19 protein-coding genes, 6 tRNA genes and 2 rRNA genes are annotated in these 23,294 nt (G+C 52.2%); 26 read left to right on the top strand and 1 reads right to left on the bottom strand.

Translation table 11 applies throughout. From position 1 onward, the window contains the following. The 4 genes from QOS10_RS06265 to QOS10_RS06250 form a co-directional block, all read left to right on the top strand. Positions 1 to 179, top strand: a 23S ribosomal RNA gene (locus QOS10_RS06265); the annotation flags it as partial. A 76-nt stretch (positions 180 to 255) separates the two neighbouring features. Continuing rightward, positions 256 to 372 (top strand): 5S ribosomal RNA (gene rrf / locus QOS10_RS06260). 7 nt (positions 373 to 379) lie between these two features. Beyond that, positions 380 to 452 (top strand) — tRNA-Asn (locus QOS10_RS06255). Between the two features lie 42 nt (positions 453 to 494). Beyond that, positions 495 to 567, top strand: a tRNA-Thr gene (locus QOS10_RS06250). A gap of 236 nt (positions 568 to 803) precedes the next feature. On the opposite strand, the gene QOS10_RS06245 is transcribed toward QOS10_RS06250, so the two are convergent. Next, positions 804 to 1,292, bottom strand: coding sequence for a flavodoxin (locus tag QOS10_RS06245; protein WP_283594506.1), 489 nt, complete (start codon positions 1,290 to 1,292; stop codon positions 804 to 806). A 159-nt stretch (positions 1,293 to 1,451) separates the two neighbouring features. On the opposite strand from QOS10_RS06245, the gene QOS10_RS06240 reads away from it, so the two are divergent. The 22 genes from QOS10_RS06240 to QOS10_RS06135 all read left to right on the top strand — a co-directional run. Then, positions 1,452 to 1,524: transfer RNA gene (locus QOS10_RS06240), tRNA-Asn, on the top strand. A 59-nt stretch (positions 1,525 to 1,583) separates the two neighbouring features. Next, a complete protein-coding gene (locus tag QOS10_RS06235) occupies positions 1,584 to 1,880 on the top strand; it encodes a hypothetical protein (protein ID WP_283594505.1) in 297 nt (98 codons plus the stop codon). Positions 1,881 to 2,159: 279 nt separating this feature from the next. Further along, a complete protein-coding gene (locus tag QOS10_RS06230; protein ID WP_283594503.1) occupies positions 2,160 to 3,659 on the top strand; it encodes a peptide MFS transporter in 1,500 nt (499 codons plus the stop codon). Between the two features lie 181 nt (positions 3,660 to 3,840). Continuing rightward, a tRNA-Tyr gene (locus QOS10_RS06225) sits at positions 3,841 to 3,923 on the top strand. Between the two features lie 8 nt (positions 3,924 to 3,931). Continuing rightward, positions 3,932 to 4,003, top strand: a tRNA-Gln gene (locus tag QOS10_RS06220). A 205-nt stretch (positions 4,004 to 4,208) separates the two neighbouring features. Next, a complete protein-coding gene (locus QOS10_RS06215; protein ID WP_283594502.1) occupies positions 4,209 to 6,677 on the top strand; it encodes an MMPL family transporter in 2,469 nt (822 codons plus the stop codon). A 73-nt stretch (positions 6,678 to 6,750) separates the two neighbouring features. Beyond that, a complete protein-coding gene (locus QOS10_RS06210) occupies positions 6,751 to 7,395 on the top strand; it encodes a hypothetical protein (protein WP_283594500.1) in 645 nt (214 codons plus the stop codon). Positions 7,396 to 7,525: 130 nt separating this feature from the next. Then, positions 7,526 to 8,926 carry an MFS transporter gene (locus QOS10_RS06205; protein ID WP_283594498.1) on the top strand — a complete coding sequence of 467 codons (1,401 nt, stop codon included), beginning with the start codon at positions 7,526 to 7,528 and terminating at the stop codon, positions 8,924 to 8,926. A 79-nt stretch (positions 8,927 to 9,005) separates the two neighbouring features. Next, positions 9,006 to 10,250 carry a carboxylate--amine ligase gene (locus QOS10_RS06200; RefSeq protein WP_283594497.1) on the top strand — a complete coding sequence of 415 codons (1,245 nt, stop codon included), beginning with the start codon at positions 9,006 to 9,008 and terminating at the stop codon, positions 10,248 to 10,250. Positions 10,251 to 10,446: 196 nt separating this feature from the next. After that, a complete protein-coding gene (locus QOS10_RS06195; RefSeq protein ID WP_283594494.1) occupies positions 10,447 to 12,096 on the top strand; it encodes an aspartate-alanine antiporter-like transporter in 1,650 nt (549 codons plus the stop codon). A gap of 28 nt (positions 12,097 to 12,124) precedes the next feature. Further along, entirely contained in the window at positions 12,125 to 12,838 is a 714-nt protein-coding gene (locus QOS10_RS06190; RefSeq protein WP_283594493.1) for an aspartate/glutamate racemase family protein, read from the top strand. Positions 12,839 to 12,999: 161 nt separating this feature from the next. Continuing rightward, positions 13,000 to 13,701: a GntR family transcriptional regulator gene (locus QOS10_RS06185; RefSeq protein WP_283594491.1), complete on the top strand. Its 702-nt coding sequence runs from the start codon at positions 13,000 to 13,002 to the stop codon at positions 13,699 to 13,701. A gap of 67 nt (positions 13,702 to 13,768) precedes the next feature. Next, positions 13,769 to 15,241, top strand: a complete 1,473-nt coding sequence (locus QOS10_RS06180; RefSeq protein WP_283594488.1) for a nicotinate phosphoribosyltransferase — start codon at positions 13,769 to 13,771, stop codon at positions 15,239 to 15,241. 6 nt (positions 15,242 to 15,247) lie between these two features. Beyond that, the gene (gene nadE, locus QOS10_RS06175) at positions 15,248 to 16,075 is read left to right on the top strand and encodes an ammonia-dependent NAD(+) synthetase (protein WP_283594485.1); all 828 of its coding nucleotides are present in this window, start codon (positions 15,248 to 15,250) and stop codon (positions 16,073 to 16,075) included. 16 nt (positions 16,076 to 16,091) lie between these two features. Continuing rightward, positions 16,092 to 18,269, top strand: a complete 2,178-nt coding sequence (locus QOS10_RS06170) for a Tex family protein (RefSeq protein WP_283594484.1) — start codon at positions 16,092 to 16,094, stop codon at positions 18,267 to 18,269. After that, entirely contained in the window at positions 18,262 to 18,723 is a 462-nt protein-coding gene (locus tag QOS10_RS06165; protein ID WP_283594482.1) for a SprT family protein, read from the top strand. The genes QOS10_RS06170 and QOS10_RS06165 overlap by 8 nt, the downstream gene beginning before the upstream one ends. Before the next feature lie 49 nt (positions 18,724 to 18,772). Then, positions 18,773 to 18,858: transfer RNA gene (locus QOS10_RS06160), tRNA-Leu, on the top strand. 124 nt (positions 18,859 to 18,982) lie between these two features. Next, on the top strand, positions 18,983 to 19,252 hold the full coding sequence (locus QOS10_RS06155; protein ID WP_283594481.1) for a type II toxin-antitoxin system Phd/YefM family antitoxin: 270 nt from the start codon (positions 18,983 to 18,985) through the stop codon (positions 19,250 to 19,252). Then, positions 19,245 to 19,502 (top strand): Txe/YoeB family addiction module toxin, encoded by a 258-nt coding sequence (locus tag QOS10_RS06150; RefSeq protein ID WP_283594480.1) that lies wholly within the window; start codon positions 19,245 to 19,247, stop codon positions 19,500 to 19,502. The genes QOS10_RS06155 and QOS10_RS06150 overlap by 8 nt, the downstream gene beginning before the upstream one ends. Before the next feature lie 172 nt (positions 19,503 to 19,674). Further along, positions 19,675 to 21,624 carry a glycoside hydrolase family 2 TIM barrel-domain containing protein gene (locus QOS10_RS06145; protein ID WP_283594478.1) on the top strand — a complete coding sequence of 650 codons (1,950 nt, stop codon included), beginning with the start codon at positions 19,675 to 19,677 and terminating at the stop codon, positions 21,622 to 21,624. Next, positions 21,608 to 22,567 (top strand): beta-galactosidase small subunit, encoded by a 960-nt coding sequence (locus QOS10_RS06140; protein WP_283594476.1) that lies wholly within the window; start codon positions 21,608 to 21,610, stop codon positions 22,565 to 22,567. The genes QOS10_RS06145 and QOS10_RS06140 overlap by 17 nt, the downstream gene beginning before the upstream one ends. 299 nt (positions 22,568 to 22,866) lie before the next feature. Continuing rightward, positions 22,867 to 23,294 (top strand): transposase family protein (locus tag QOS10_RS06135; RefSeq protein WP_283594474.1); only part of this gene is annotated, 428 nt, incomplete at its 3' end.

Raw genomic sequence — 23,294 nt, 5'->3', positions numbered from 1 at the left:
GCTATGTATGGACGAGATAAACGCTGAAAGCATCTAAGTGTGAAACTCGCCTCGAGATGAGATTTCCCATTCCTTTATGGAAGTAAGACCCCACAGAGATGATGTGGTAGATAGGATGGAAGTGGAAGTGCAGCGATGCATGGAGCGGACCATTACTAATCGGTCGAGGACTTAACCAAGCAGAGCGGTTAGGTTTGTTGGTGGGATTAGATATTGTTTAGTTTTGAGAGCACAAGCTCTCACCCGCGAGGGTAGTGTGGTGATGATGGCTTGAAGGATACACCTGTTCCCATGCCGAACACAGAAGTTAAGCTTCAACACGCCGAAAGTAGTTGGGGGATCGCTCCCTGCGAGGATAGGACGTTGCCACGCGTATTATTCCGGCATAGCTCAGTTGGTAGAGCACCTGACTGTTAATCAGGTTGTCGTCAGTTCGAGTCTGACTGCCGGAGTTGTAGGATGTTGACTGGTTTGGTTGACATCTTTTCTTTTATGCCGACATAGCTCAGCTGGTAGAGCATCTCCCTCGTAAAGAGAAGGTCGGAGGTTCGACTCCTCTTGTCGGCATCATTCTTACTTAAGAAGTATTAAAAGCCTATATATCGACTGTTAATGATCGGTATATAGGCTTTTTCTCCACAGTAAAGTACACAGTGAACTTGAACAAAAGCAAGTAATAGTAGGATGGACGGGATTCTTAGTAGTTGTAAAGAGGAGTTTCAAATGAAGAGTGAAGGAGCACAGCTTCAGGACTTCCTTAATAAAAGGCATCCTGTACAGGTGCAGGATGCCTTAGTTCGTAATTACTTTAATTGAAGAGATTTTACCCAGTTATTCAATGCCGCTGGTGAATTCAGCACGGCGCCTTGCTGAAGAGCTAACTGGTAACCGTTCTCCTTAACGGTTCGGGCGACATTTGATTGGGAACGGTCGTAGCCAGAACTGCTGGAGGTTCCAAATGTGGCCAGAACCTTGCCGTTGAGGTCCAGCTTGTCGATCGTGGCAGCAATCAAACGCGGTGGAATTCCCCACCAGATCGGGTGACCGATGATGACGTTGTCGTATTGGGCCATGTCAGGCAGGTCGTCTTTGATTGGCACCCGGCCGTCGTGTTCTTGCTTTTGTTCAACCGTGGCCCGGGTTGACTGGTCATGCCAGTTAAGGTCCGTGGCGGTGTAGGGCTTAACCGGGTGAATTGCGGCGATATCAGCGCCCAATTGCTTGGCGACTTCCTCGGCCGCCTTCTTAGTGGTTCCGGTAGCGGAATAATAAAGTACAATTGTCTTTGCCATAAGATGGCCTCCTTCAGAGCTTACTTTTTATAAGTAAATTATAAAGGATAATATGACAATTGTTAAATGATACATAGGTGGGAAAGCGGTTTGAATCTGAAAATAAAGCTTGACGATTTCTATTGTGGTAAGATATAATATCTATTGTTGATTTGTTATTCCGGCATAGCTCAGTTGGTAGAGCACCTGACTGTTAATCAGGTTGTCGTCAGTTCGAGTCTGACTGCCGGAGCTACTAAGGCGGCTGGTGAGTTTTTCATCAGCCGTTTTTTTATTGAGTGGGGGATCTTAATGGATATCTTGTATCTGACATTATGTGTGGTCTTCATGGTGATCGGGATTCAGTTTACCCGCGGCAAGTGGTTACGGCTCTTGGTCGGCCATGGGAAACAGAGCCAGGAGGAACTCAAGAAACCGGGGTTGATTATTGCCCCTGGTCTGATCGGCCTAGGCTTGAGCATGTTCTTCCTGGGGTTCTTCGACAGTCGATCTTGGGATAATATTGGGAATGCCATCTTTGTGTTATCAGTGGCTTACTTAGTCGGAACAGTAATTCTGGCCTATATTAGGTTCGGCTGTGGAAAATAAGCAGTCATCGTTAGGCGGGACTGCTTTTCTTTTTAAATAAATTAGGGTGTATGCTTAATTAAGTTAATATGTGTAGAAAGCGACCTGAAATTTTTTAAGTAAAATGAAACGTTTTCCCACTTTTCTCTCATCAAAACTTTATTTTGTAATTGACTATTCAGAGCGGGAGGACTAAAATAATTACATTGTTATAAGAAGGTTAGACTTTTCTAATATTCGGAATGAGTATTCCACAATGATTAATCTGACTGTAATTATAAATGGAGGAATCAAATCTTTATGAGCAAACAAAAAGATATTGATACCGCATTCTTCGGGCAACCGCGTGGTCTCTCGACCCTGTTCTTCACTGAAATGTGGGAACGGTTCAGTTACTACGGAATGCGGGCAATTCTGTTATTCTACATGTACTATGCCGTCACTAAGGGCGGCCTGGGGATGGGCGAAACCACTGCCGCCTCGATCATGTCGATCTACGGTTCCCTAGTTTACCTGTCCGGGGTTGTTGGTGGTTGGTTGTCTGACCGGGTCTGGGGCCCACGGCGGACTGTCTTCATCGGTGGTGTCCTAATCATGTTCGGGCACATCGCCTTGTCACTGCCGTTCGGGGTTAGCGCCCTTTATGTTTCGATTGCATTGATCGTTGCCGGGACCGGGCTCTTGAAGCCAAACGTTTCCGAAATGGTCGGGGGCCTGTACTCTGAGAATGACCGGCGCCGGGATTCCGGTTTCAGTATGTTCGTCTTCGGAATCAACTTAGGGGCCGCGGTTGCCCCATGGGCGGTTCCGTGGGCTGCTAACGGCTTCGGGATGAACCTCTTCCATGGTGAGATGAACTTCCATGCCGGGTTCTCCCTGGCTGCTATCGGGATGTTCTTCGGCCTGGTCCAGTACGTCATCGGCGGGCGGAAATACCTGTCAAAGGATAGCCTGTACCCAGACGATCCGATTGACAAGGAAAGCCTTCGTCCAGTCATGATCTGGACTCTGGTTGGGATCGTTGTCCTGGCCGTTGTGCTGGGCCTGCTGGCCGCTGTTGGTCAATTGAACATCACCAACGTCATCACGATTATCACGATTATCGCGATTGCCTTGCCAGTTTACTACTTCATCATGATGCTGAACTCCAAGAAGGTAACGAAGGAAGAACACTCCCGGGTGCTTGCTTACATCCCATTGTTCATCGCCGCTGTTATCTTCTGGGCAATTGAAGAATCTGGTTCAGTTGTTCTGGCCCTCTTCGCCGAACAGCGGACAATTCTTCACATTGGTAGCTGGCACTTTGCTGCGGCCAACTTCCAGACTTTGAATCCCCTGTTCATCATGATCCTGACGCCAGTGTTCGTTTCCCTGTGGGACCACTGGAAGAGCCAACCAAGTGCCCCTGGTAAATTTGCTGCCGGGCTGGTCTTCGCCGGTCTGTCATACGCCTTCATGGCATTGCCAGCACTGATTCACGGTACCACCGCCGGACGGGTTTCCCCATTCTGGCTGGTCGGTTCCTGGTTCATCGTTGAAATCGGTGAAATGCTGATCTCGCCAATCGGTCTGTCAGTTACGACGCGGTTGGCACCAAAGGCCTTCAAGTCCCAGATGATGAGTATGTGGTTCCTGGCCGATGCCGCTGCCCAAGCGGTTAACGCCCAGATCGTTAAATTCTACTCATCCGCAACGGAAGTTCCTTACTTCCTGACGATCGGGATTGTAAGTATCGTTTTCGGGGTCATCTTGATGTTCTTCGTCAAGCGGATCCACCGTCTCATGGGTGGCGTTGACTAAGCATTACAATTAAACTTGATTACTACTAAAAGCCTGCCGGCAAGTGTCCGGTGGGCTTTTTTAATGGGGAGGGGGACGCAATTAAAAAAATTACAATTAGGGCTTGCATTTGCTTGTGGAATTCGGTATTATAATAAACGTTGATTAGTTGTGCTTGCACAGTTGATCGATGAACCCTTTTGGGGGAGTAGCGAAGTCTGGTTAAACGCGACGGTCTGTAAAACCGTTCCTTCGGGTTCGGTGGTTCGAATCCACTCTCCCCCATTTATTATTGGGCTATAGCCAAGCGGTAAGGCAACGGTTTTTGGTACCGTCATGCGCTGGTTCGAATCCAGCTAGCCCAACTGATTAAAGATGATGGTTGATTGACCATCGTCTTTTTTTGTTTTAAAGTTTAATTTTCAATGAATGTATTGAAATGAAACAAATAGCTCAAAGTGTGCTTGAATGGGTCCCCTTGTAAAGAATTAAATTATTTACCATGCTGTCCAAAAACGGCCGGCCTTGGCAGGACCGGCCGAGGACATGAGAGGGAGGGATTTTGTTATTTTGAAGAAATTGGTTCATAATCACGTATTTGCGTTGATTGCATGGATTGTGATCACGGTGGTTGCCATCGTTGCCCTGCCCAACGTCAACCAGTTGACCCGTGAACACTCTGCAATCAACTTGCCAAAGAGTGACCAGAGCCAAGTTGCCAGTGCGTTGCAAAACGATCACTGGGGGCATCACCAGAACACCACCTACCAGGTGGTGGCGGTGTTCAATAATGGCGACTGGACAATGACAAAGAAGGACAAGCAAAATGTCCAGAAAACCATTGACCACTTAGAAAAGCACAGTGGTAAGTATGGGATCAAGGCAGTTACGGGGCCGAATGACAATGCGGCAACGCGTAAGCAACTGATTTCCAAGGACAAGACCACGGAGATTGCCCAGCTGAACGTCAGCAAGGACCATGGGACTCTGCGGTACATCAACCGCCAGCTGTCCAGCGCGGCTAAGACCAATGGCGTTAAGACCTACATCGCCAGGGCCGATATCCTAAACGATGACTTCTCTGGGGCGGTTCAAGAGGGGATCAAGAAAACTGAGACCATCTCCGTCATCTTCATCTTCGTTGTCTTACTCCTGGTCTTCCGTTCACCGATCACGCCATTGATCTCCCTGCTGAACGTCGGGATTGCCTTCATCACTTCATTCAGTATTGTGACGAACCTGGTGAAGCACGCTAACTTTCCGTTTTCCAACTTCACCCAGGTCTTCATGGTGATCGTCCTCTTTGGAATTGGGACGGACTACAACATCCTGATGTATAACCGGTTCAAGGAGAACCTCGGTCAGGGGATGGACAAGTGGGAAGCCGCCCGGGAAGCCCAGCACAATGCCGGCCGGACAATCCTGTATTCCGGTTCCTCAATTCTGATCGGTTTTACTTCCCTGGTCCTGGCCAAGTTCTCGGTTTACCAATCTGCCGTTGAGGTGGCCGTGGGGGTAGCGGTCCTGCTCGTTCTGCTGTTGACCCTGAACCCATTCTTCATGGCCACGCTCGGTAAGAAGATGTTCTGGCCGGACAAGAAGTTCACGGGTGAGTCCACTAGCAAACTGTGGAACAAGATGGCCCAGAGCTCGGTTCTGCACCCAATCATCACCCTGGTAGTCGTCTTTGCCATTCTGTTGCCAGTCGGTCTTTCTTATCATAATCACCTGAATTATGATGATGCGGATGAAATCAGCAACACTGTTCCTTCTAAGAAGGGGCTGCTGGTCGTTGAAGACCACTTCTCCAAGGGGACGGCAGAACCGACGACCGTCTACATCAAGTCTAAGCACCGTCTCGATAACGAGCAGGACTTGATGCTGATCGACCGGGTTACCAACCAGTTGAAGAAGAGCAACGGGGTCAAGACGGTAGCCTCCGTTACCCAGCCGGCCGGTTCCAAGGTTGATGAACTCTACGTCAACAACCAATTGAAGCAGATCAACGGTCAGCTCGGCACGGCCCAGTCCAGCATCTCCCAGCTTTCATCAGGAATGCAGAGCCAGGCCAGTGCTGCGGCGGCTCAGGCAGCAATGTCCGGGGCCAGTCCAGCCCAGCTGCAGGCCCAACAACAGAGCGGCATGCAGATGATGCAGGGGGTCAGCCGGATGAGTGACGGCCTCAGCCAGGGCGGTGATTACCTGACCGGCCTGCAGAACTCGACAGCGGCCAAGGATTTCTACATTCCGAACAACCAATTGCACAACCGTGAGTTCCAAGCGGCCATTGACAATTACCTGTCTGCTGATAAGAAGACGGCTAAGATCACGATTGTCCTGGACTCCAACCCAAGCGGGACCCGGGCAACACGGGAGATTCCGCAGATCACCAACCTGGTTCGCTACAGCCTGAAGGGGACGGCCCTGCGTCACGCCACCGTGGTTGTCGGCGGTCAATCATCTAAGATTACGGACACGAAGAGTGTTGCGGGCGGTGACTTCATGCGGACCGCGGCCATCATGGTCATCGGGATTAGCCTGGCTCTGATCCTGATCACTCGGTCATTCCTCCAGCCAGTCTACATTTTGGGAACGCTGGTTTCTGCCTACATGGCAGCTTTGTCGCTGACCCACCTGATGACGCGGGCATTTCTCGGCCGGCCAATGCTGACCTGGAACACGCCGTTCTTCAGTTTCATCATGCTGCTGGCCCTTGGGGTTGACTACAGTATCTTCCTCGTCATGCGTTACCGGAACATTGACCAGACCAAGTACCTGCCGACCGAGCGGATTGTCCGGGCGGCTAAGAAAATCGGGACCGTGGTGATTTTCGCGGCCATTATCCTGAGCGGTACCTTTGCGGCTTTGATCCCATCCGGTATTCCAACCCTGATCGAGGTAGCGATGACCGTTATCTGTGGGCTGATTATCCTCGTGATCGTCATTCCGCTGGTTGTTCCATCCACGATTCACCTGACTTACCCAATCAAGTCATCATTCCGTGACGATGAGGGTAACCGGAAGAAACAACTTGACTAATTAAAATAAGCAGGTTCCTGAGATGTGCTATTATGTCTTAGGAACTTTTGTTTTTATAGAAAGGAAATCAATCATGCCAAAACAGGGACAATTTGCCAAGTCAGCCCGGCTCAAACAGCTCAATAACTTTAAGGTGCGCAGTCGCCAGCGGGGAAAGACCATTTCCGCGGACCAGTTTCCGGATTTCCTCCTTGTCCGGTTCAACCTGACGGCCAAGAAACGGATCCCGCATGCTGCCCAGGAGACCGCCCAGCGTTTTTTGATTGAAGTATTCGACCAGCTGGTTGCCGCCCAGGGGGACCTGGCCAGCCTGGTGCCGGATCTCTTGGATGACATCAGCCACCGGGCCCCGTGGCAATTCTACATGCAGCTGCTGCCGCAGTGGGACCTCCTGCAGGACTTCCTGAAGAAGGAGCTGCCGGCAGTACCGCTAGCTCAGCGGTGCTACGTGACCACGACAGTGACGACGGCTGACCTGACGAAGGTGGTGGCCCAATTGCTGGCTAAGAAGGCGGCAGCGATCACCTTCCTGAAGCGGCCCAACGTTCCGGCGGCTATGCAGCAACAAACGGCTCAGCTGCTGTACGGCAGTATCTACCACGACGGGACGATTGACTGGGCGAAGGTGCGGGCGCTGCTGTCCCCGTTCCCGTTTACGATTGATTCGCAATTGGACGAGGGGACTCAACAGTGGCTGCGGGCACTTAGCCAACTGTAAATTCCTGCATGAAATTCAAGATGACCTTTGGTATAATTGATTCGTTACCAAAGAAATATCAGGGTGCTATGGTGGAGCAAATCACCGTTAGCACCCTTTTTATCTGTAATTTTTGTAAGGAGGGGTTGCTTTGCAGCAAACAAAACCAAAACATATCTATGCCGCTCTGGGGGCCCTGGCGCTGATTACCTTTATCGGGATCCTGAATGAGACTTCGATGAACGTTACCTATCCGGAGTTAGCGAGTCTGTTCCGCGTCTCGCTGGATGTTGTTCAGTGGATCACCACCGGGTATTTGCTGATGGTGACGATCACAATGGGGACGACAGCCTACCTGTTGCGCCAGTTCACGGCGCGGCGGCTGCACCTGGTGGCTGTCACCGCCTTTATTGTCGGTGACGTCCTGAGCGCCATGGCGGTTAACTTCCCGGTGCTTTTGATCGGGCGCTTGATCCAGTCCGTGGCCACGGGCTTGGCGACTCCGATCCTCTTCCACCTGATCTTCACGGAGATCCCGCGGGAGAAGCTGGGCGCGATAACAGGTTTTGCGGGGATGGTGATCTCATTTGCCCCGGCGCTTGGACCAACCTATGGGGGCTTTATCTCCGAGGCTTTCTCCTGGCGGATGATCTTCTGGCTGCTCCTGCCGCTGGCCCTGATCAGCCTGGTGGTCGGCCAGCTCTATATCCGCAACCGGCCGCTTGGCAATGACCAATCCTTCAGCTATGGGAGTCTGATTACCCTGGCGCTATCTCTGTTTGCGGTTGTCTATGCCTGTTCGACCATCGGGAAGAGCGGCTTCGGCCTGCTCTTCTGGGGCCTGCTGGTAGCGGCAGTAATCTGCTTCGGCCTCTTCATCTACATCAACAACCATGGTCACTCCCAGCTGTTTGACTTGACGGTCTTCAAGGTAAAGCCCCTGCGGCTGTCGACTTTGACCTACTTCAGCCTGCAGTTCATCAACATTGGGATTTCTCTGGTCATTCCTCTGTATGCCCAGTATGTCCTCCATACATCGGCGACGGTGGCCGGGCTGATCCTCCTGCCGGGTTCGGTTCTCGGCGCATTCTTGGCCCCGCTGGCCGGTCGCCTGGCAGATGAACAGGGCTTTAGACGGCCGGTGACCTTTGGGGGAACCCTCCTCCTGGTCGGGACAGCGTGCTTCGCCGTCTTTCAACATCAATTGACGGCCTGGTGGATGATGCTCTTCTTCGTGATCCTGCGGGCGGGATTCAACTTTGCCTTTGGGAACACGATCTCTAACGCTTCCGTCCTGGTAGAACAGCGCAATAGTTCTGATGTCAACTCGATTTTCAACATGGTTCAGCAGTTTGCCGGCTCGCTGGGGACAGGGCTGCTGGCCTCGGTGATCGCATTGACCCAGCAGCATAGTACCGGCTCGCTGGCCCAGCGGACCTTCGTTGGTGGTCGGATTGACTACCTTCTGCTGACGGCCCCGGCGGTGGTGGTTGTGATCGCGATCGTGACTAATTATCGTTGGCAGCGCCAGCTTTCTAAGACCAGTAAATGATTGGGGCTTTATTGGCGCTGAAGTATGGTAAAATAGGGGTTCGTAATAAGCAGTGCTGAATTTTAAGGAGTGAGCAAGGATGAGCGAACAACCATTTGTTCCGCTGATTTTAGGAAGCGATTTTAACGCCTATGGAATGGCGCGGTCGATGTATGAAAAGTACGGGGTGAAGTCCCACCTGTACGCACGGCACGAGTTGGCCCCAACCCGGTATTCCAAGATTGTGGACCTGCACTTTAACGAGAACCTGCAGGCCCCGGACGTGTTTACCAAAGTCCTGATCGATGCTGCCAAACAGTACATTGCCCAGGGCAAGAAGGTCGTCCTGATCAGCTGCGGAGATGACTACACGGAGCTGGTCAGCAAGCATCGCAAGGAACTTTCCAAGTACATGGCCTGCCCATATGCCGATTACGATGAAGTCGCTAAGCTGACCAATAAGGAAGAATTTTACCAGGTCTGCGAACAGTACGGCTTGCCATACCCGAAGACGGACATTCTGACCCCGGAGACGGACTACAAGCATTACCAGTCTCCGTTTGATTTCCCAATTGCCCTGAAGGCAGCGGACGCGGTTGAATGGCACAAGGGAAACTTTGAAGGCTACGAGAAGGCCTACATCATCAACGATGCCAAGCGCCTTCAAGAAGTACTGGAAATCATCTATGAGCACAGCCCATACAAGGGCGACCTGATCCTTCAGGAATTCATCCCTGGTGACGACAGCAACATGCGGACGATCAACTGCTACGTTGACCGTAACCACGAGGTCAAATTGATGAGTCTCGGCCACCCATTGCTGGAAGATTGTAATCCGGCCAACGTCGGTAATTATGTTGCCATCATGCCGGCCTATGACGAGCAGATCTACCAGAACATCAAGAAGTTCTTAGAGAGCGTGAAGTTTACCGGTTTTGTCAACTTCGACCTGAAGTACGACCGCCGCGATGGCCAGTTCAAGGTCTTTGATCTTAACCCGCGGCAAGGGCGCTCCAGCTTCTTTGTCTCACTGAATGACCACCAGCTGGCAACGTTCCCGGTTGAGGACTACATCTTCGACAGCCTCAAGGACCAGGAGACGATTTATGCCAACAAGGACCCGAAGAAGTACCAACTCTGGCTCGGGGTCGGGAAGAAGACCTTTCTCGAATATGCCAAGGATAACGAAATCAAGCACCAGGCGGAACAGCTGATCAAAGAGGGCCACTACGGGACGACCTTCCACTACGGCAAGGACATGAACCTGATGCGGTGGCTGATGGAGAAGCGGATCAACCACAACTACCAGAAGAACTTTGAGAAGTACTTCGTTGAAAAAAAGTAAGCCAGCCTTAAAACATTAAAATCAGTGGCCTGTGACGGTAGAGATTATCGTCACGGGCCGCATTTATTTCAAATGTGGGAACCCGATATGAACAATATCGGTTATGTGTCGTTAAAAGCGGCGATTCGATTGAATTAGCTTATCATCAATGTGATAATGTGACTGAATCATAAAGAAAGTACAAAAGAGATAATTAATGATGGATACAATCATTCACTTCATGGTGAATAATCAGGTCTTTACCCTATTTATCTGTATGGCCCTGGGCTTTGCGATCGGTAACTACAAGATCGGCGGCAAGTTCAACATCGGGGCGACCGTGGGGACCCTGATTGTCACCTTAATTGTCGGCCAGATCGGGGCCTTCCCGCGTAACGAGATGCTGGGAACAATCTTCTTCGGGGCCTTCATGTTCTCCGTCGGCTACCGGATCGGGCCCCAGCTGCTGGTCAGCTTGCGCCTGTTCGGGGTGCGGATTGTCATCGCCAGTCTCTTCTGGATGGTGACCGTCTTCCTGGTCGGCTGGGGACTCTTTGCTGCCTGCCATATCGGACCGGGGATCGCGGCCGGGGTTATCTCCGGTTCGCTGACCCAGTCGGCGACGGTCGCCAGTTCCCTGCAGACGATTGGGTCATTGCCGGTCAGTCACGCGGTCAAAGCTACTTATGAGGCCCAATTGCCGGTTGCCTACGCCTTGACCTACGTCTTTGGGACCCTGGGGGTCATCATCTTCCTGAGGGACCTGGCCCCTAAGATGATGGGCATCAGCATTGAAAAGCAGGGGCCGGCGATGGCGCGCAAGTACCACTTCCACGCTAAGAACCCTAACCCCACTTGGCGGCGGACCTACAAGGTGGCTGCCGACTCACCGCTGGTGGGCAAGACCATTGCCGATTTCAACAAGTGGACTAACTACCGGATCATCGCCCTGGCGGTTTTTCGCGGCCATGAGATGACGGACCACCTTGAATACAAAATTCGCCCGGGCGATTTGGTGACCGTGATCGGCTATGCGGTTCATTTCGACCGTCTTCACCAGGTCCCAGGGATCAAGGAGGTCCTGACGCCGACCAATGCGCCGAAGGAACGGAAATTCGTCCTCGGCAAGAAGTTTAAGCCGGTTCAACTGGCCATCTTGCGGCAGCACGGCGTCTTCATCAACATTCAGGACCCGATTACGGGGAACGAGCAGCTGATCAACCAGCTTCGTCCTGGCAATGTCATCTCTTTGACCGGTAATACCTCGCGGACGGCCCACATCCTGCACCAGCTCGGACGCTGGGCTACTACCGACCAGGCCATCAACTACGTCCTGTTCTCTCTAGGAATTGGTGGGGCTTCCCTTTTAGGGATTATCGGCTTAAAATTAAATGGTATTCCCTTGCAGCTTGGGAACGGAACCGCGGCCCTGATCATGGGGCTGGTTCTCAGCTCCTGGATCGATCGGCACCGCGACTACAAGTCGATTCCAACGACCGTGACGAACTTCCTGCAGAGCCTCGGCCTGACCCTTTTTGTTGGTACGGTTGGTCTGCAATCCGCCCAGGCTTTCACCGGGGCGATCAAGAGCCTCGGTTTCGGTGTTCTGGTTGTTGGGGCCGTGGTTTCGATTGCACCGCACCTGCTGACGTTATTGTTCGGCCGGTATGTTCTGCGGATGGAACCCCTGGCCCTGCTGGGGGCGCTGACCGGATCCGGGACCATTGCCGCAGCGATGAGCGAGATCTCACAGAAGGCGGGGCCCGAGGGTGGCGCCTACTATGCGGCTGCCTTTACGCCAGCCTTCGTTGTTGGTAATATCGGAATCACACTACTAGGACCAATCTTTGTGGCCTTGCTGTCATAATGGTTGGATAAGAAAGGTAAATAATACTATGAAAAAATTCTTTACAGTGCTTGGCGGCATGGGAACATTAGCCACCGAAAGTTACGTTCGGCTTCTTGATGCGCGGACCCCAATTCACCGTGACCAGGATTACCTGGACTACATCGTGGTTAACCACGCCACGGTACCCGATCGCACGACCTGGATCCTCGACCACAGCAAACCCGATTACAACCTGGATCTGATCGAGGACATCAAGCAGCAGAGTCTACTCAAGCCGGCTTTCTTTGTCCTGATCTGCAACACTGCCCACTATGCCTTTGACAAGCTGCAGGCGGCAACCGATATCCCGATTCTGAACATGCTCCAGGAGACGGTCAACGAGATCAAGAAGATCAAGCCGGATGCCAAGAAGGTCGGCCTGCTGGCAACACGGGGGACGGTTGAAGCGGGCCTTTACGACCACTACATCACGGAGGCTGGTTACGAAGAGGTTAAGCCGACCCCTGAGATCGTCGACATGACTGAAGATCTCATCTACCACGACATCAAGGAAGGCGGTCGCTCCGACGGTAAGAAGTACCACGAGCTGGTGCGGCGGATGATTGAAGAAGAAGGGGCCGACATTGTCATCCTCGGCTGCACCGAACTGTCCTACGCGGAGGAAATGAACCCCGAGACCGAGTATCCAGTTGCCGATTCCCAGTCGATCATTGTCGACCGGTCACTGGAGAAGGGCCTGGCATTGCGCAAAAATAATTAAATTAAGGCAGAATTTTGCAATTGGTTATTGGAACTGATCGCAAGGTTCTGCTTTTGTTTATTGCGGATAAGCAAGATGAGTAGATGATTGGTCTAGATAACTAACATCGTGTTAAAATAGGACCAACAATAAGTAATATTTGGCTTTAGGAGAAGAGAGACATGGGATCACCAGTATATATTCAGATTCATAATCAATTACGCGAAAACATCGAGAGCGGTAAGTGGAAGGTCGGCCAGAAGATCCCCGCCGAACGGGAATTGGCGGCCAGCTTTGATGTCAGCCGGATGACCCTCCGCCAGGCAATTCAGGCCCTGGTCGATGAGGGGATCCTGGAACGGCGGGTTGGTTCAGGAACTTTTGTGGCCAATCGCAAGGTCCAGGAGAAAATGTCCGGGGTGACCAGTTTTACTGAGCTGATGCAGGTGTCCGGCAAAAAGGCGTCGAGCAAGACGATCTCCTACCACCTGACGATTCCATCCCAAACGGAAGTCGAGAAGCTCGAATTGCCGGCTGGAGCTAAGGTGCTCCGGATGGAACGGGTCCGCTATGGAGATGATGTGCCGCTCTGCTACGAGGTGGCGACGGTCCCAGCCGCATTGGTGGAGGACTTCAGCAAGGAGGAGGTTACCAGCTCCTTCTACCGGACCCTGGAGAAGAAGGCCCACCTCTATCCCGGCCACGCCACCCAGGCAATCTCGGCCACCAAGGCCACTGAGAAGATCGCAACCTACCTGCAGATCAAACGGGGGGATGCCCTGCTCCGGATGACCCAGCTGTCCTACCTGCAGGATGGGCGGCCATTTGAGTATGTGCACACTCAGTACGTCGGCTCCCGGTTCGAGTTCGTGCTGGAAAAGTAAGTTGGCGGACCCTGAACTTATTTCGTGCTACAATAACGTTATTATTTATTTGAGAGGATCAAGATTCATGAAATTCAATTATCCTGATGATAGTTTGGCACTGCACACCGATGCTTACGAGTTGAGCATGATGCAGACGTATTGGAAGCAGGGACTCGCCAACCGCCGGGCGGTCTTTGAGGCCTTCTTCCGGAAGATGCCGTTTCAAAATGGTTACGCAGTCTTTGCCGGGCTTGACCACATCATCCGTTACGTTAAGCAGCTCCACTTCACGGATAGCGATATCGACTATCTCAAGTCGACTGGCCAATACGACGATGATTTTCTGGAATACCTGCATGACTTCAAGTTTACCGGTTCCATCCGCAGCTTCGAGGAAGGGGACTTTGTCTTCAACCACGAACCGATCTTTCAGGTTGACGCCCCGATCATTGAAGGTCAGTTGATTGAAACGGCGGTTTTGAACATCCTCAACTACCAGATCATGGTGGCCACGAAGGCGTCCCGGATTAAGTCGATCGTCGGCGATCAGAGTGTGATGGAATTCGGTTCACGCCGGGCCCAGGAGCTGGATGCTGCGATCTGGGGAACCCGGGCGGCCTACATCGGCGGTTTCAACGCCACCAGTAATGTCCGGGCCGGTAAGCTCTTCGGGATTCCAATCTCTGGGACCCACGCCCATGCCCTCGTTCAGGCTTACCGGAACGATTACGATGCCTTCAAGGCTTACGCAGAGACGCACCACGACTGTGTCTTTTTGGTCGATACCTTTGACACGCTGAAGAGCGGGGTGCCAACCGCCATCCGGGTGGTCAAGGAATTCGGCGACAAGATCAACTTCATCGGGGTCCGGATCGACAGTGGCGACATGGCCTACCTGTCGAAGCGGGTCCGGAAGATGCTGGATGATGCCGGCTTCAAGGACGTGAAGATCTTTGCCTCCAACGGCCTTGACGAAAAGACCATCCAGAACCTGAAGATGCAGGGGGCCAAGATCGACGTCTGGGGAATCGGGACGAAACTGATCACCGCCTACGACCAGCCAACCCTGGGGGCAGTCTACAAGCTGGTCTCGGTTGAGGATGACCAGGGCCAGATGGTCGACACCATTAAGCTGTCCAATAACGTGGCTAAGATGTCAACTCCCGGCAAGAAGCAGGTCTGGCGGATCAACGACCGGGCTGACAAGAAGAGCGAGGGTGATTACATCACGCTGGACGATGAGGATCCCCGTGAACAGGATTCACTGAACATGTTCAACCCGAACTTCCCATTGCAGCAAAAGGACGTCAATGATTTCATCGCTCGGCCAATGCTGAAGGATATCTGGAAAGATGGCGAGTATGTCTATGACGAACCAAGTCTCGATGAGATCCGCGACCACCGGACTGCGAGCCTGGATGGCCTCTGGGACGAGTACAAGCGCGACCTCAACCCCGAGGTTTACCCGGTCGACCTCTCACAGAAGTGCTATGACAACAAGCTGCAGATGATTCACCATATTCATGAGTACGTTAAGACACTCGGTCATGAGGAGTAACTAACTATGCGTAAAATGCAGGAACAGATTATTGATGCTTTGAAGGTCAGCCCCAACATTGAACCTAAGGAAGAGGTTGAAAAGCGGGTTAAGTTCATCCACGACTTCATGCAGAAGACGGGGATGAAGGTCCTGGTACTGGGGATCTCCGGCGGTCAGGACTCCACCCTGGCTGGCCGCCTTTGCCAATTAGCGGTTGAACAGCGACGGCGGGAGACTAACGACGATGATTACCAGTTCATCGCCGTCCGCCTGCCATACGGTACCCAGGCTGACGAATCTGATGCGATGGAGGCCATCAACGACTTCATCAAGCCCGACAAGACGATGCGGGTCAACATCAAGCCGGCAACAGACGCCATGGTTGAGTCGCTGGAAGAGGCGGGCGCTGAGATCAGCGATTTCAACAAGGGCAACATTAAGGCCCGGGAGCGGATGATCGTGCAATACGCCATTGCCGGGCAATACCGGGGTGCCGTCGTCGGGACCGACCACGCCGCCGAGGCTGTCACTGGTTTCTATACCAAGTTTGGCGACGGCGGGGCTGACATCACGCCATTGTCTGGATTGGATAAGCGGCAGGGGAAGACCCTGCTGAAGTACCTGCAGGCGCCGGCTAACCTGTACGAGAAGACCCCAACCGCTGACCTGGAAGACGATAAGCCGATGCGGGCCGATGAAGTAGCCCTGGGTGTTTGCTACGAGGATATTGATAACTACCTCGAGGGGCATGAGATTGCCGAAAAGGCAGCCGAGAAGATTGAAGACTGGTACAAGAAGACGCGGCACAAACGCCACCAGCCGATCACTCCATTAGATACCTGGTGGAAGTAGACTGAACGGAGGACTTATGGACGAAAAAACACTGCAGCTAGTTAGTCAACAGTTGCCCGCCATGCGGCAGTACCAGATCAAGGCCGCTCTCAAGCTGATGGACGAGGGGAACACGATCCCGTTCATTGCCCGTTACCGGAAGGAAGCCACCGGCACCCTGGATGAGGTGCAATTACAGGCGATTCGGGACCAATATCACCATGTCACCAGCCTGTTGGAACGGCAGGAGACCGTCATCAATAAGATCCAGGAACAGGGGAAACTCACCCCGGACCTGAAGAAGCAGATCAAAGCGGCCTCGGACCTTCAGACGGTGGAGGATCTCTACCTGCCGTACAAGCAGAAGCGGCAGACCAAGGCGCAGAAGGCCCGGACAGCCGGTCTGGCCCCGCTGGCCAACTGGCTCTTGACCTACCCGGACGGTGACCTGACAGCGGCTGCGGCAAAATACGTCAATGCGGGCGTGCCGGATGCTGAGACGGCCCTGGCCGGGGCCCACGAAATCCTGGCCGAGGCGATCAGTGAGATGGCCACGGTCCGCGGCTGGCTGCGGAGCTACACCGCTAACCACGGCCAGCTGATTGCCAAACTGAAACGCAATGGCGAAGACAAGGATGAGCTGGGAACCTACAAGCAGTACTACGACTTTGCTGCCCCGGTGAAGGATATGAGCCCTTACCAGGTCATGGCAATCAACCGGGGTGAAAACGAGGGTGTCCTCAGTGTCAAGGTCACGGTCGATGAAGATGCGGTGCTGAACTATCTGCGCTTCCGGCTCATTCGGACCGAGAAGCGGAATGCCGCCACGGACTTCATTGCGGAAGCCTACAAGGATGCCAATAAGCGCTTCCTGGCTCCTGCGATTGAGCGGGAACTGCGTCGTCAGCTGACTGACCAGGCCAACGAACAGGCCATCAAGGTCTTCGGCGACAACCTCTACCACCTTTTGATGCAGGCTCCGATCAAAGGTAAGATTGTGATGGGCTTTGATCCCGCCTACCGAACCGGGTGCAAACTGGCGATCCTAGATGAGAACGGGAAGTTCCTGGAGAAGGCGGTCATCTACCCGCACAAACCTGCCCCAGAGAAGAAGCGCGCCCAGGCGGAGGGCGAGTTTCTGCGCCTGATCGAGGACTACGGTGTCCAGATGGTGGCGATCGGGAACGGAACCGCCAGCCGGGAGTCAGAGAAATTTGTCGCTGAAGCACTGAACAAGCTTTCGCGGCCGGTATACTATGTGATCGTCAACGAGGCGGGGGCATCGGTCTACTCCGCCAGTGAGGCGGCCCGGGAAGAATTCCCCGACCTGCATGTTGAGCAGCGCAGTGCCATCAGTATTGGCCGGCGGTTGCAGGATCCCCTGGCAGAACTGGTTAAGATTGATCCCCAGGCCATCGGGGTTGGTCAGTACCAGCACGACCTGCCGAAGAAGGAATTAGGAACCGCCCTGGACGACGTGGTTGAACGGGCAGTTAACCGGGTGGGGGTAAACCTCAACACTGCCAGCTACCAGCTGCTCGCTCAGATTTCGGGTCTTAACATGACCATTGCCCATAACATCGTTCATTACCGGGACGAGCACGGCCGTTACACCAACCGGATCCAATTGAAGAAGGTACCGCGCCTGGGACCAAAGTCGTACCAGCAGGCAGTTGGCTTTCTGCGGATCCCAGCCGGGGAGAACCCGCTGGACAACACGGATGTACACCCGGAGAGCTACGGGATCGCCAAGAAGATCATGGCAGATACCGGGATTGCGGTTAGCGATCTGGGAACGGCTACGGCAACCAAGCAGCTGGCTAAGGTTGCCCCGGCAGATTACACAACTGATAAGGCTGGGGAGGCAACGGTCAAAGACATCATTGCCTCACTGGAGAAGCCAGGGCACGACCTCCGGGACAGCATGCCGACGCCGTTGCTCCGTCAGGACGTCATGACTATCGAGGACCTGAAGCCGGGGATGAAACTCCAGGGGACGGTCCGGAACGTGGTCGACTTTGGAGCCTTTGTCGATATCGGAGTCAAGCACGATGGCTTGGTCCACATCTCCAAGATGAGCAAGAAGTTTGTGCGCGACCCGCGGACGGTCGTGGCAGTTGGCGACATTGTGGATGTCTGGATTGACGACGTTGACCTCAAGCGGCAGCGAATCCAGCTGACCATGGTTGCGCCGAAGAAGGTTGCCAATGGATAACCAAGAATTACAGAGATTGACAGAGAAATGGTCGTTGGAATACTTTCAACGGCCTTTTCTGCACCAAGCTGTCTTTAATCGGCGGTTGAAGACGACGGGCGGCCGTTACCACCTTGATGATCACCACATCGATATCAATCCGCTAATGTATACGGAGTTCGACCTGGAGAACCTGAAGAAGGTCGTCCTCCACGAACTGTGTCATTACCACCTCCACCTGACCGGCCAGGACTACCGCCATCGCAGTGCGGCCTTCAGAAGTCTGCTGGCCCGGGTCGGGGGTTCCCGGTATGCGCCGCCGACCAGTAGGGCTCGTCATCGGAAACAACCACGGTGGCTCTACCAGTGCCAGGGGTGCGGGGGCCTGGTTGCCCGTCAGCGGCGATTTAACACCGCTCGTTATGTCTGCCGCCGGTGTGGAAATCATTTTAAGCTAATTAATTTAAAAAAGTAGTTGCCAAAGGGAAATGCGTTTGCTATAATAATTCATGTTGATGAGATATGCGGCCGTGGCGGAACTGGCAGACGCGTAAGATTAAGGATCTTATGGTCAATTATGACCGTGGAGGTTCAAGTCCTCTCGGCCGCACTACTAAAACACCTAGTCATTTGACTGGGTGTTTTTTGTTTTAAAAATTAATTTGAGTAATGTTAATCTATCTGTTGTACAATATGTGGTACAATTATGATGTATCAATTGAGGAAGTGATTTCATGGAGGCTGTAGCATACTCAAACTTTCGTAAGGACTTAAAAGATTATTTTAAAAGGGTAAATGCAGATAGTGAACCGTTAATAGTTACTAATAAGGACCCTGAGGATAATGTAGTTGTGATGTCTAAAGAGGACTACGATGCAATTATGGAAACACTGAGCATTAACTCCAATGATTACTTAACGCAAAAGATTGCTCGTGGTGATAAGCAGTTCAAAGCCGGCAAGTTTAAGCAGCATGAATTAATTGAGGACGATGACAATGATTAGTTGGTCAGATGATGCCTGGGACGATTATATGTATTGGCATGATCAGGACCAAAAGAAAATAATCAAAAAGATCAATAAATTGATTAAAGATATTGAACGACATCCGTTTGAAGGACTAGGGAAACCAGAGCCGCTGCAATACAAAATTTCGGGCAAATGGTCGCGACGAATTAATTTAGAGCATCGTTTAATCTACTCAGTCGATAAAGGAAACCTTTATATTTACTCATGTAAAGATCGTTATGAATAAATGCAGATTATAAATAACAGAGTAATATGTAATCCCCTACTTAATTAGCAAAGTGGGGGATTTTGACTGTCTAATATTAAAGGTTCACTGAACATTTATTATTTTTCTTGTCTTCTACATATTGTAAGCGCTATACTAAATGCGAAACTTGCTTTATGAGGAGGATTTTTTAATGGATGCAGATATCAAATGGTTAGACGATCCGGAGACGTTCCGGGTCAACCAGCTTCCTGCGCACAGTGACCATCACTATTATGGCAACTATGCAGAGTGGGCAGCCGGCGACAGTCGCTTTACACAGTCCCTCGATGGTCAGTGGCAATTCAAGTTTGCTAAGACTCCCCAAGAACGTTTGCGCGGTTTCTATGAATTGGATCAAGACACCACGGACTTTGATTCAATCACGGTGCCGAGTGAAATCGAGCTGAATGATTATGCTCAAAACAATTACATCAATACGTTAATCCCGTGGGAAGGGAAAATCTACCGGCGACCAGCGTACGCGCTGAGTGCTGACGATGACCAGGCCGATTCCTTCAGTACTGGGACCGACAACACGGTTGGCATGTACCGGAAGAGCTTTGACCTGGATCCGGCCCTGCGCGGCAAGGCGGTCCGGGTCCGTTTCGAAGGGGTCGAACGGGCCATGTATGTTTGGCTCAACGGTCACTTCATTGGTTACGCCGAGGACAGCTTTACCCCGTCCGAATTTGACCTGACCCCGTACATTCAGGATGAAGGAAACGTGCTGGCTGTTGAAGTCTTCAAGCACAGCACCGCCTCCTGGATCGAGGACCAGGACATGTTCCGCTTCTCCGGGATTTTCCGGAGCGTCAGCCTGCTGGCCCAGCCGGTCACCCACGTTGAGGACATGACGATTCGTCCGGTCGTGGCTGACAACTTCAAGGACGCGCAATTTAACATCAACCTTAAGCTTGCCGGTGAACAGGCTGGCAATGTGCGGATCATAGTTAGGGATGTCGACGGCAATAGCCTGCTGGATCAAACCCAGCCGGTAGCGGTCAATGTCGATCTGAATAGTATCGACTTTAAGAACGTCCACCTCTGGGATAACCATGATCCATACCTCTACCAGCTCCTAGTGGAAATCCGTGATGAACAGGGGCAGCTGGTGGAACTGGTACCGTACCGGTTCGGCTTCCGGCGGATCGAGATTAGTGACGATCACGTAGTCTTGCTCAATGGCAAGCGGCTGATCATCAACGGGGTCAACCGGCACGAGTGGGACGACCACCGCGGCCGGGCCATTACAATGGAAGACATGGAGAAGGATATTGCCACCTTCAAGGAGAACAACATCAATGCCGTCCGGACATGTCACTACCCAGACCAGATTCCGTGGTACTACCTCTGCGATCAAAACGGGATCTACATGATGGCGGAGAACAACCTCGAGTCCCACGCCACCTGGCAGAAGATGGGGGCCATCGAGCCATCCTACAATGTTCCCGGATCAGTTCCGCAGTGGAAGGAAGCTGTGGTCGACCGGGCCCGGAGCAATTACGAGAACTTCAAGAACCATACGGCGATCCTCTTCTGGTCGCTGGGGAACGAATCCTTTGCCGGTGATAACCTGGCAGCCATGAACAAGTTCTATAAGGAACACGATGACAGCCGTCTGACTCACTACGAGGGCGTTTGCCACACCCACGACTACAGCCAGCAGATCCCAAGTCTGGAGCCAAAGAGCTACCTGCCGGCCGGGGGGACTAAGGACTACCGTGACCAGATCTCCGACGTGGAGAGCTGGATGTACCTGCCACCAAAGCAGGTGGAGGAATACCTGAAGAACAATCCTGACAAGCCGTTCATGGAGTGCGAATACATGCACGACATGGGGAACTCCGACGGGGGAATGGGTTCCTACATCAAGCTGCTCGACAAGTACCCGCAATACTTCGGCGGTTTCATTTGGGACTTCATTGATCAGGCGATTGCTGTTAAGGACCCGATCAGTGGAAAAGAGGTCATGCGCTACGGCGGCGACTTCGATGATCGGCACTCTGACTACGAATTTTCGGGTGACGGCCTGATGTTTGCGGACCGGACACCAAAACCAGCAATGCAGGAGGTACGGTACTACTATGGCTTACACAAATAAATTACACGTCATTTACGGCGACGGCGCCCTCGGGGTTGCTGGTGACGATTTCCACTATATTTTCAGTTACGAACGTGGCGGTCTGGAATCCTTGAAGATCAAGGGGAAAGAATGGCTCTACCGGGTGCCGACCCCAACCTTCTGGCGGGCTACGACCGATAACGACCGGGGGAGCGGTTTTAACATCCGTTCAGCCCAATGGGTTGCGGCCGACCTTTTCCAGAAGTGCGTCGGGATTGACCTGACCGTTGGCGATCACCATTTTGATGAGCTGCCAGTAGCGCCTAAGACGAACGACTTCGGTGGCGCTGAAGAAGCTGATGGGGTTGTCATCAGCTACACCTTCGAAACCCTGACGACGCCGGCTACTCACGCCACGGTCAGTTATGATATTCAACCTGATGGTCAGATCAAGGTGGGCGTCCGTTACACCGGGAAGACTGGTCTGCCGGAGCTGCCCGTCTTTGGCCTCCGGATGATCATGCCGACGGAAGCAACTGGCTACACCTACGAAGGCTTGTCTGGCGAAACCTATCCGGACCGAATGGCGGGGGCAACGCATGGCACCTTTGCGGTTAAGGGCCTGCCGGTTGCCAAGTACCTGGTTCCACAGGAGAACGGGATGCATATGGCTACGAACTGGGTTAAGGTTACCCGGGATACCACCCAGAATAATGCCGACCATGACCGGACACCGTTCAGTCTGAAGGTTGCCAAGGACGACCAGCCGATCAACTTCAGCTGCCTGCCATACACGGCCGAGGAACTGGAGAACGCGACCCACATCGAGGAACTGCCGTTGGCTCGGCGTACGGTTCTGGTAGTTGCCGGCGCCGTTCGTGGTGTTGGTGGTATCGATAGCTGGGGTGCGGATGTTGAAGAGCAGTATCACATTCCAGCTGATAAGGATATCGAGTTTTCCTTCGTTTTGAATGCTAAATAATTAAAGTAATATAACTAAGTAGAAACACTCCCATTTTGAGTATTAGTTGCTCTGAAATGGGAGTGTTTTGTGTTTAATCGTTAAACGTTTAGCAATTCCTAGCAAAGTTTCAGCGAACGATCATTTTTTTCAGTAAAAGTAAATTTTTTATGGCTCTATGATATTCGGTAAGGATAAGATGATTTCTTATCTTTACCGTTTTTTGTTACTTGTTGTACCATTGATTTAAAAATGAAAAAGACAACTGTCTTAAGTTATCCCCATAACCACTCAGTTGTCTTAGAAAGGATATATTCCTCATGACTAATGATATCAACTTTTGGACTGGAATCAAGGATCCTCACTTAAAACCTGACAAACCATTTTTAACTGAGGATAAAGAACTAAAGATCATTCATTTGATTCAATCTTATCCAATGCGCTGTCCGCTTTGCGGCCAGCTGATGTGTCGTAACGGTTTCCGTAAGAAGCCAGTAACGATCAAGATCCTTTCACTGGCCGGGAAACCAGCTGTCTTGAAAATCAGGAAACTACAATATCTCTGTCCACCATCAGCTCAATGTCCCAAGCGCGTTACCAAGGTTGCCGAAGTCCAAGGAGTTAAATTTGCCTGTCGAATTGCGAATGTCGTTAAATACCATATTGTGCAGGAACTCAGCGAGAATGAATCAATGCGGACTATTGCCAGCCATCACAATGTTTCTATTAACACCGTTGAGCGTCAGCT

It is taken from the genome of Limosilactobacillus galli, from assembly GCF_947381495.1.
Lineage (GTDB): Bacteria > Bacillota > Bacilli > Lactobacillales > Lactobacillaceae > Limosilactobacillus > Limosilactobacillus galli.
Note: the sequence above shows the minus strand (reverse complement) of the source record. Positions and strands in the feature narration are given on the sequence as shown.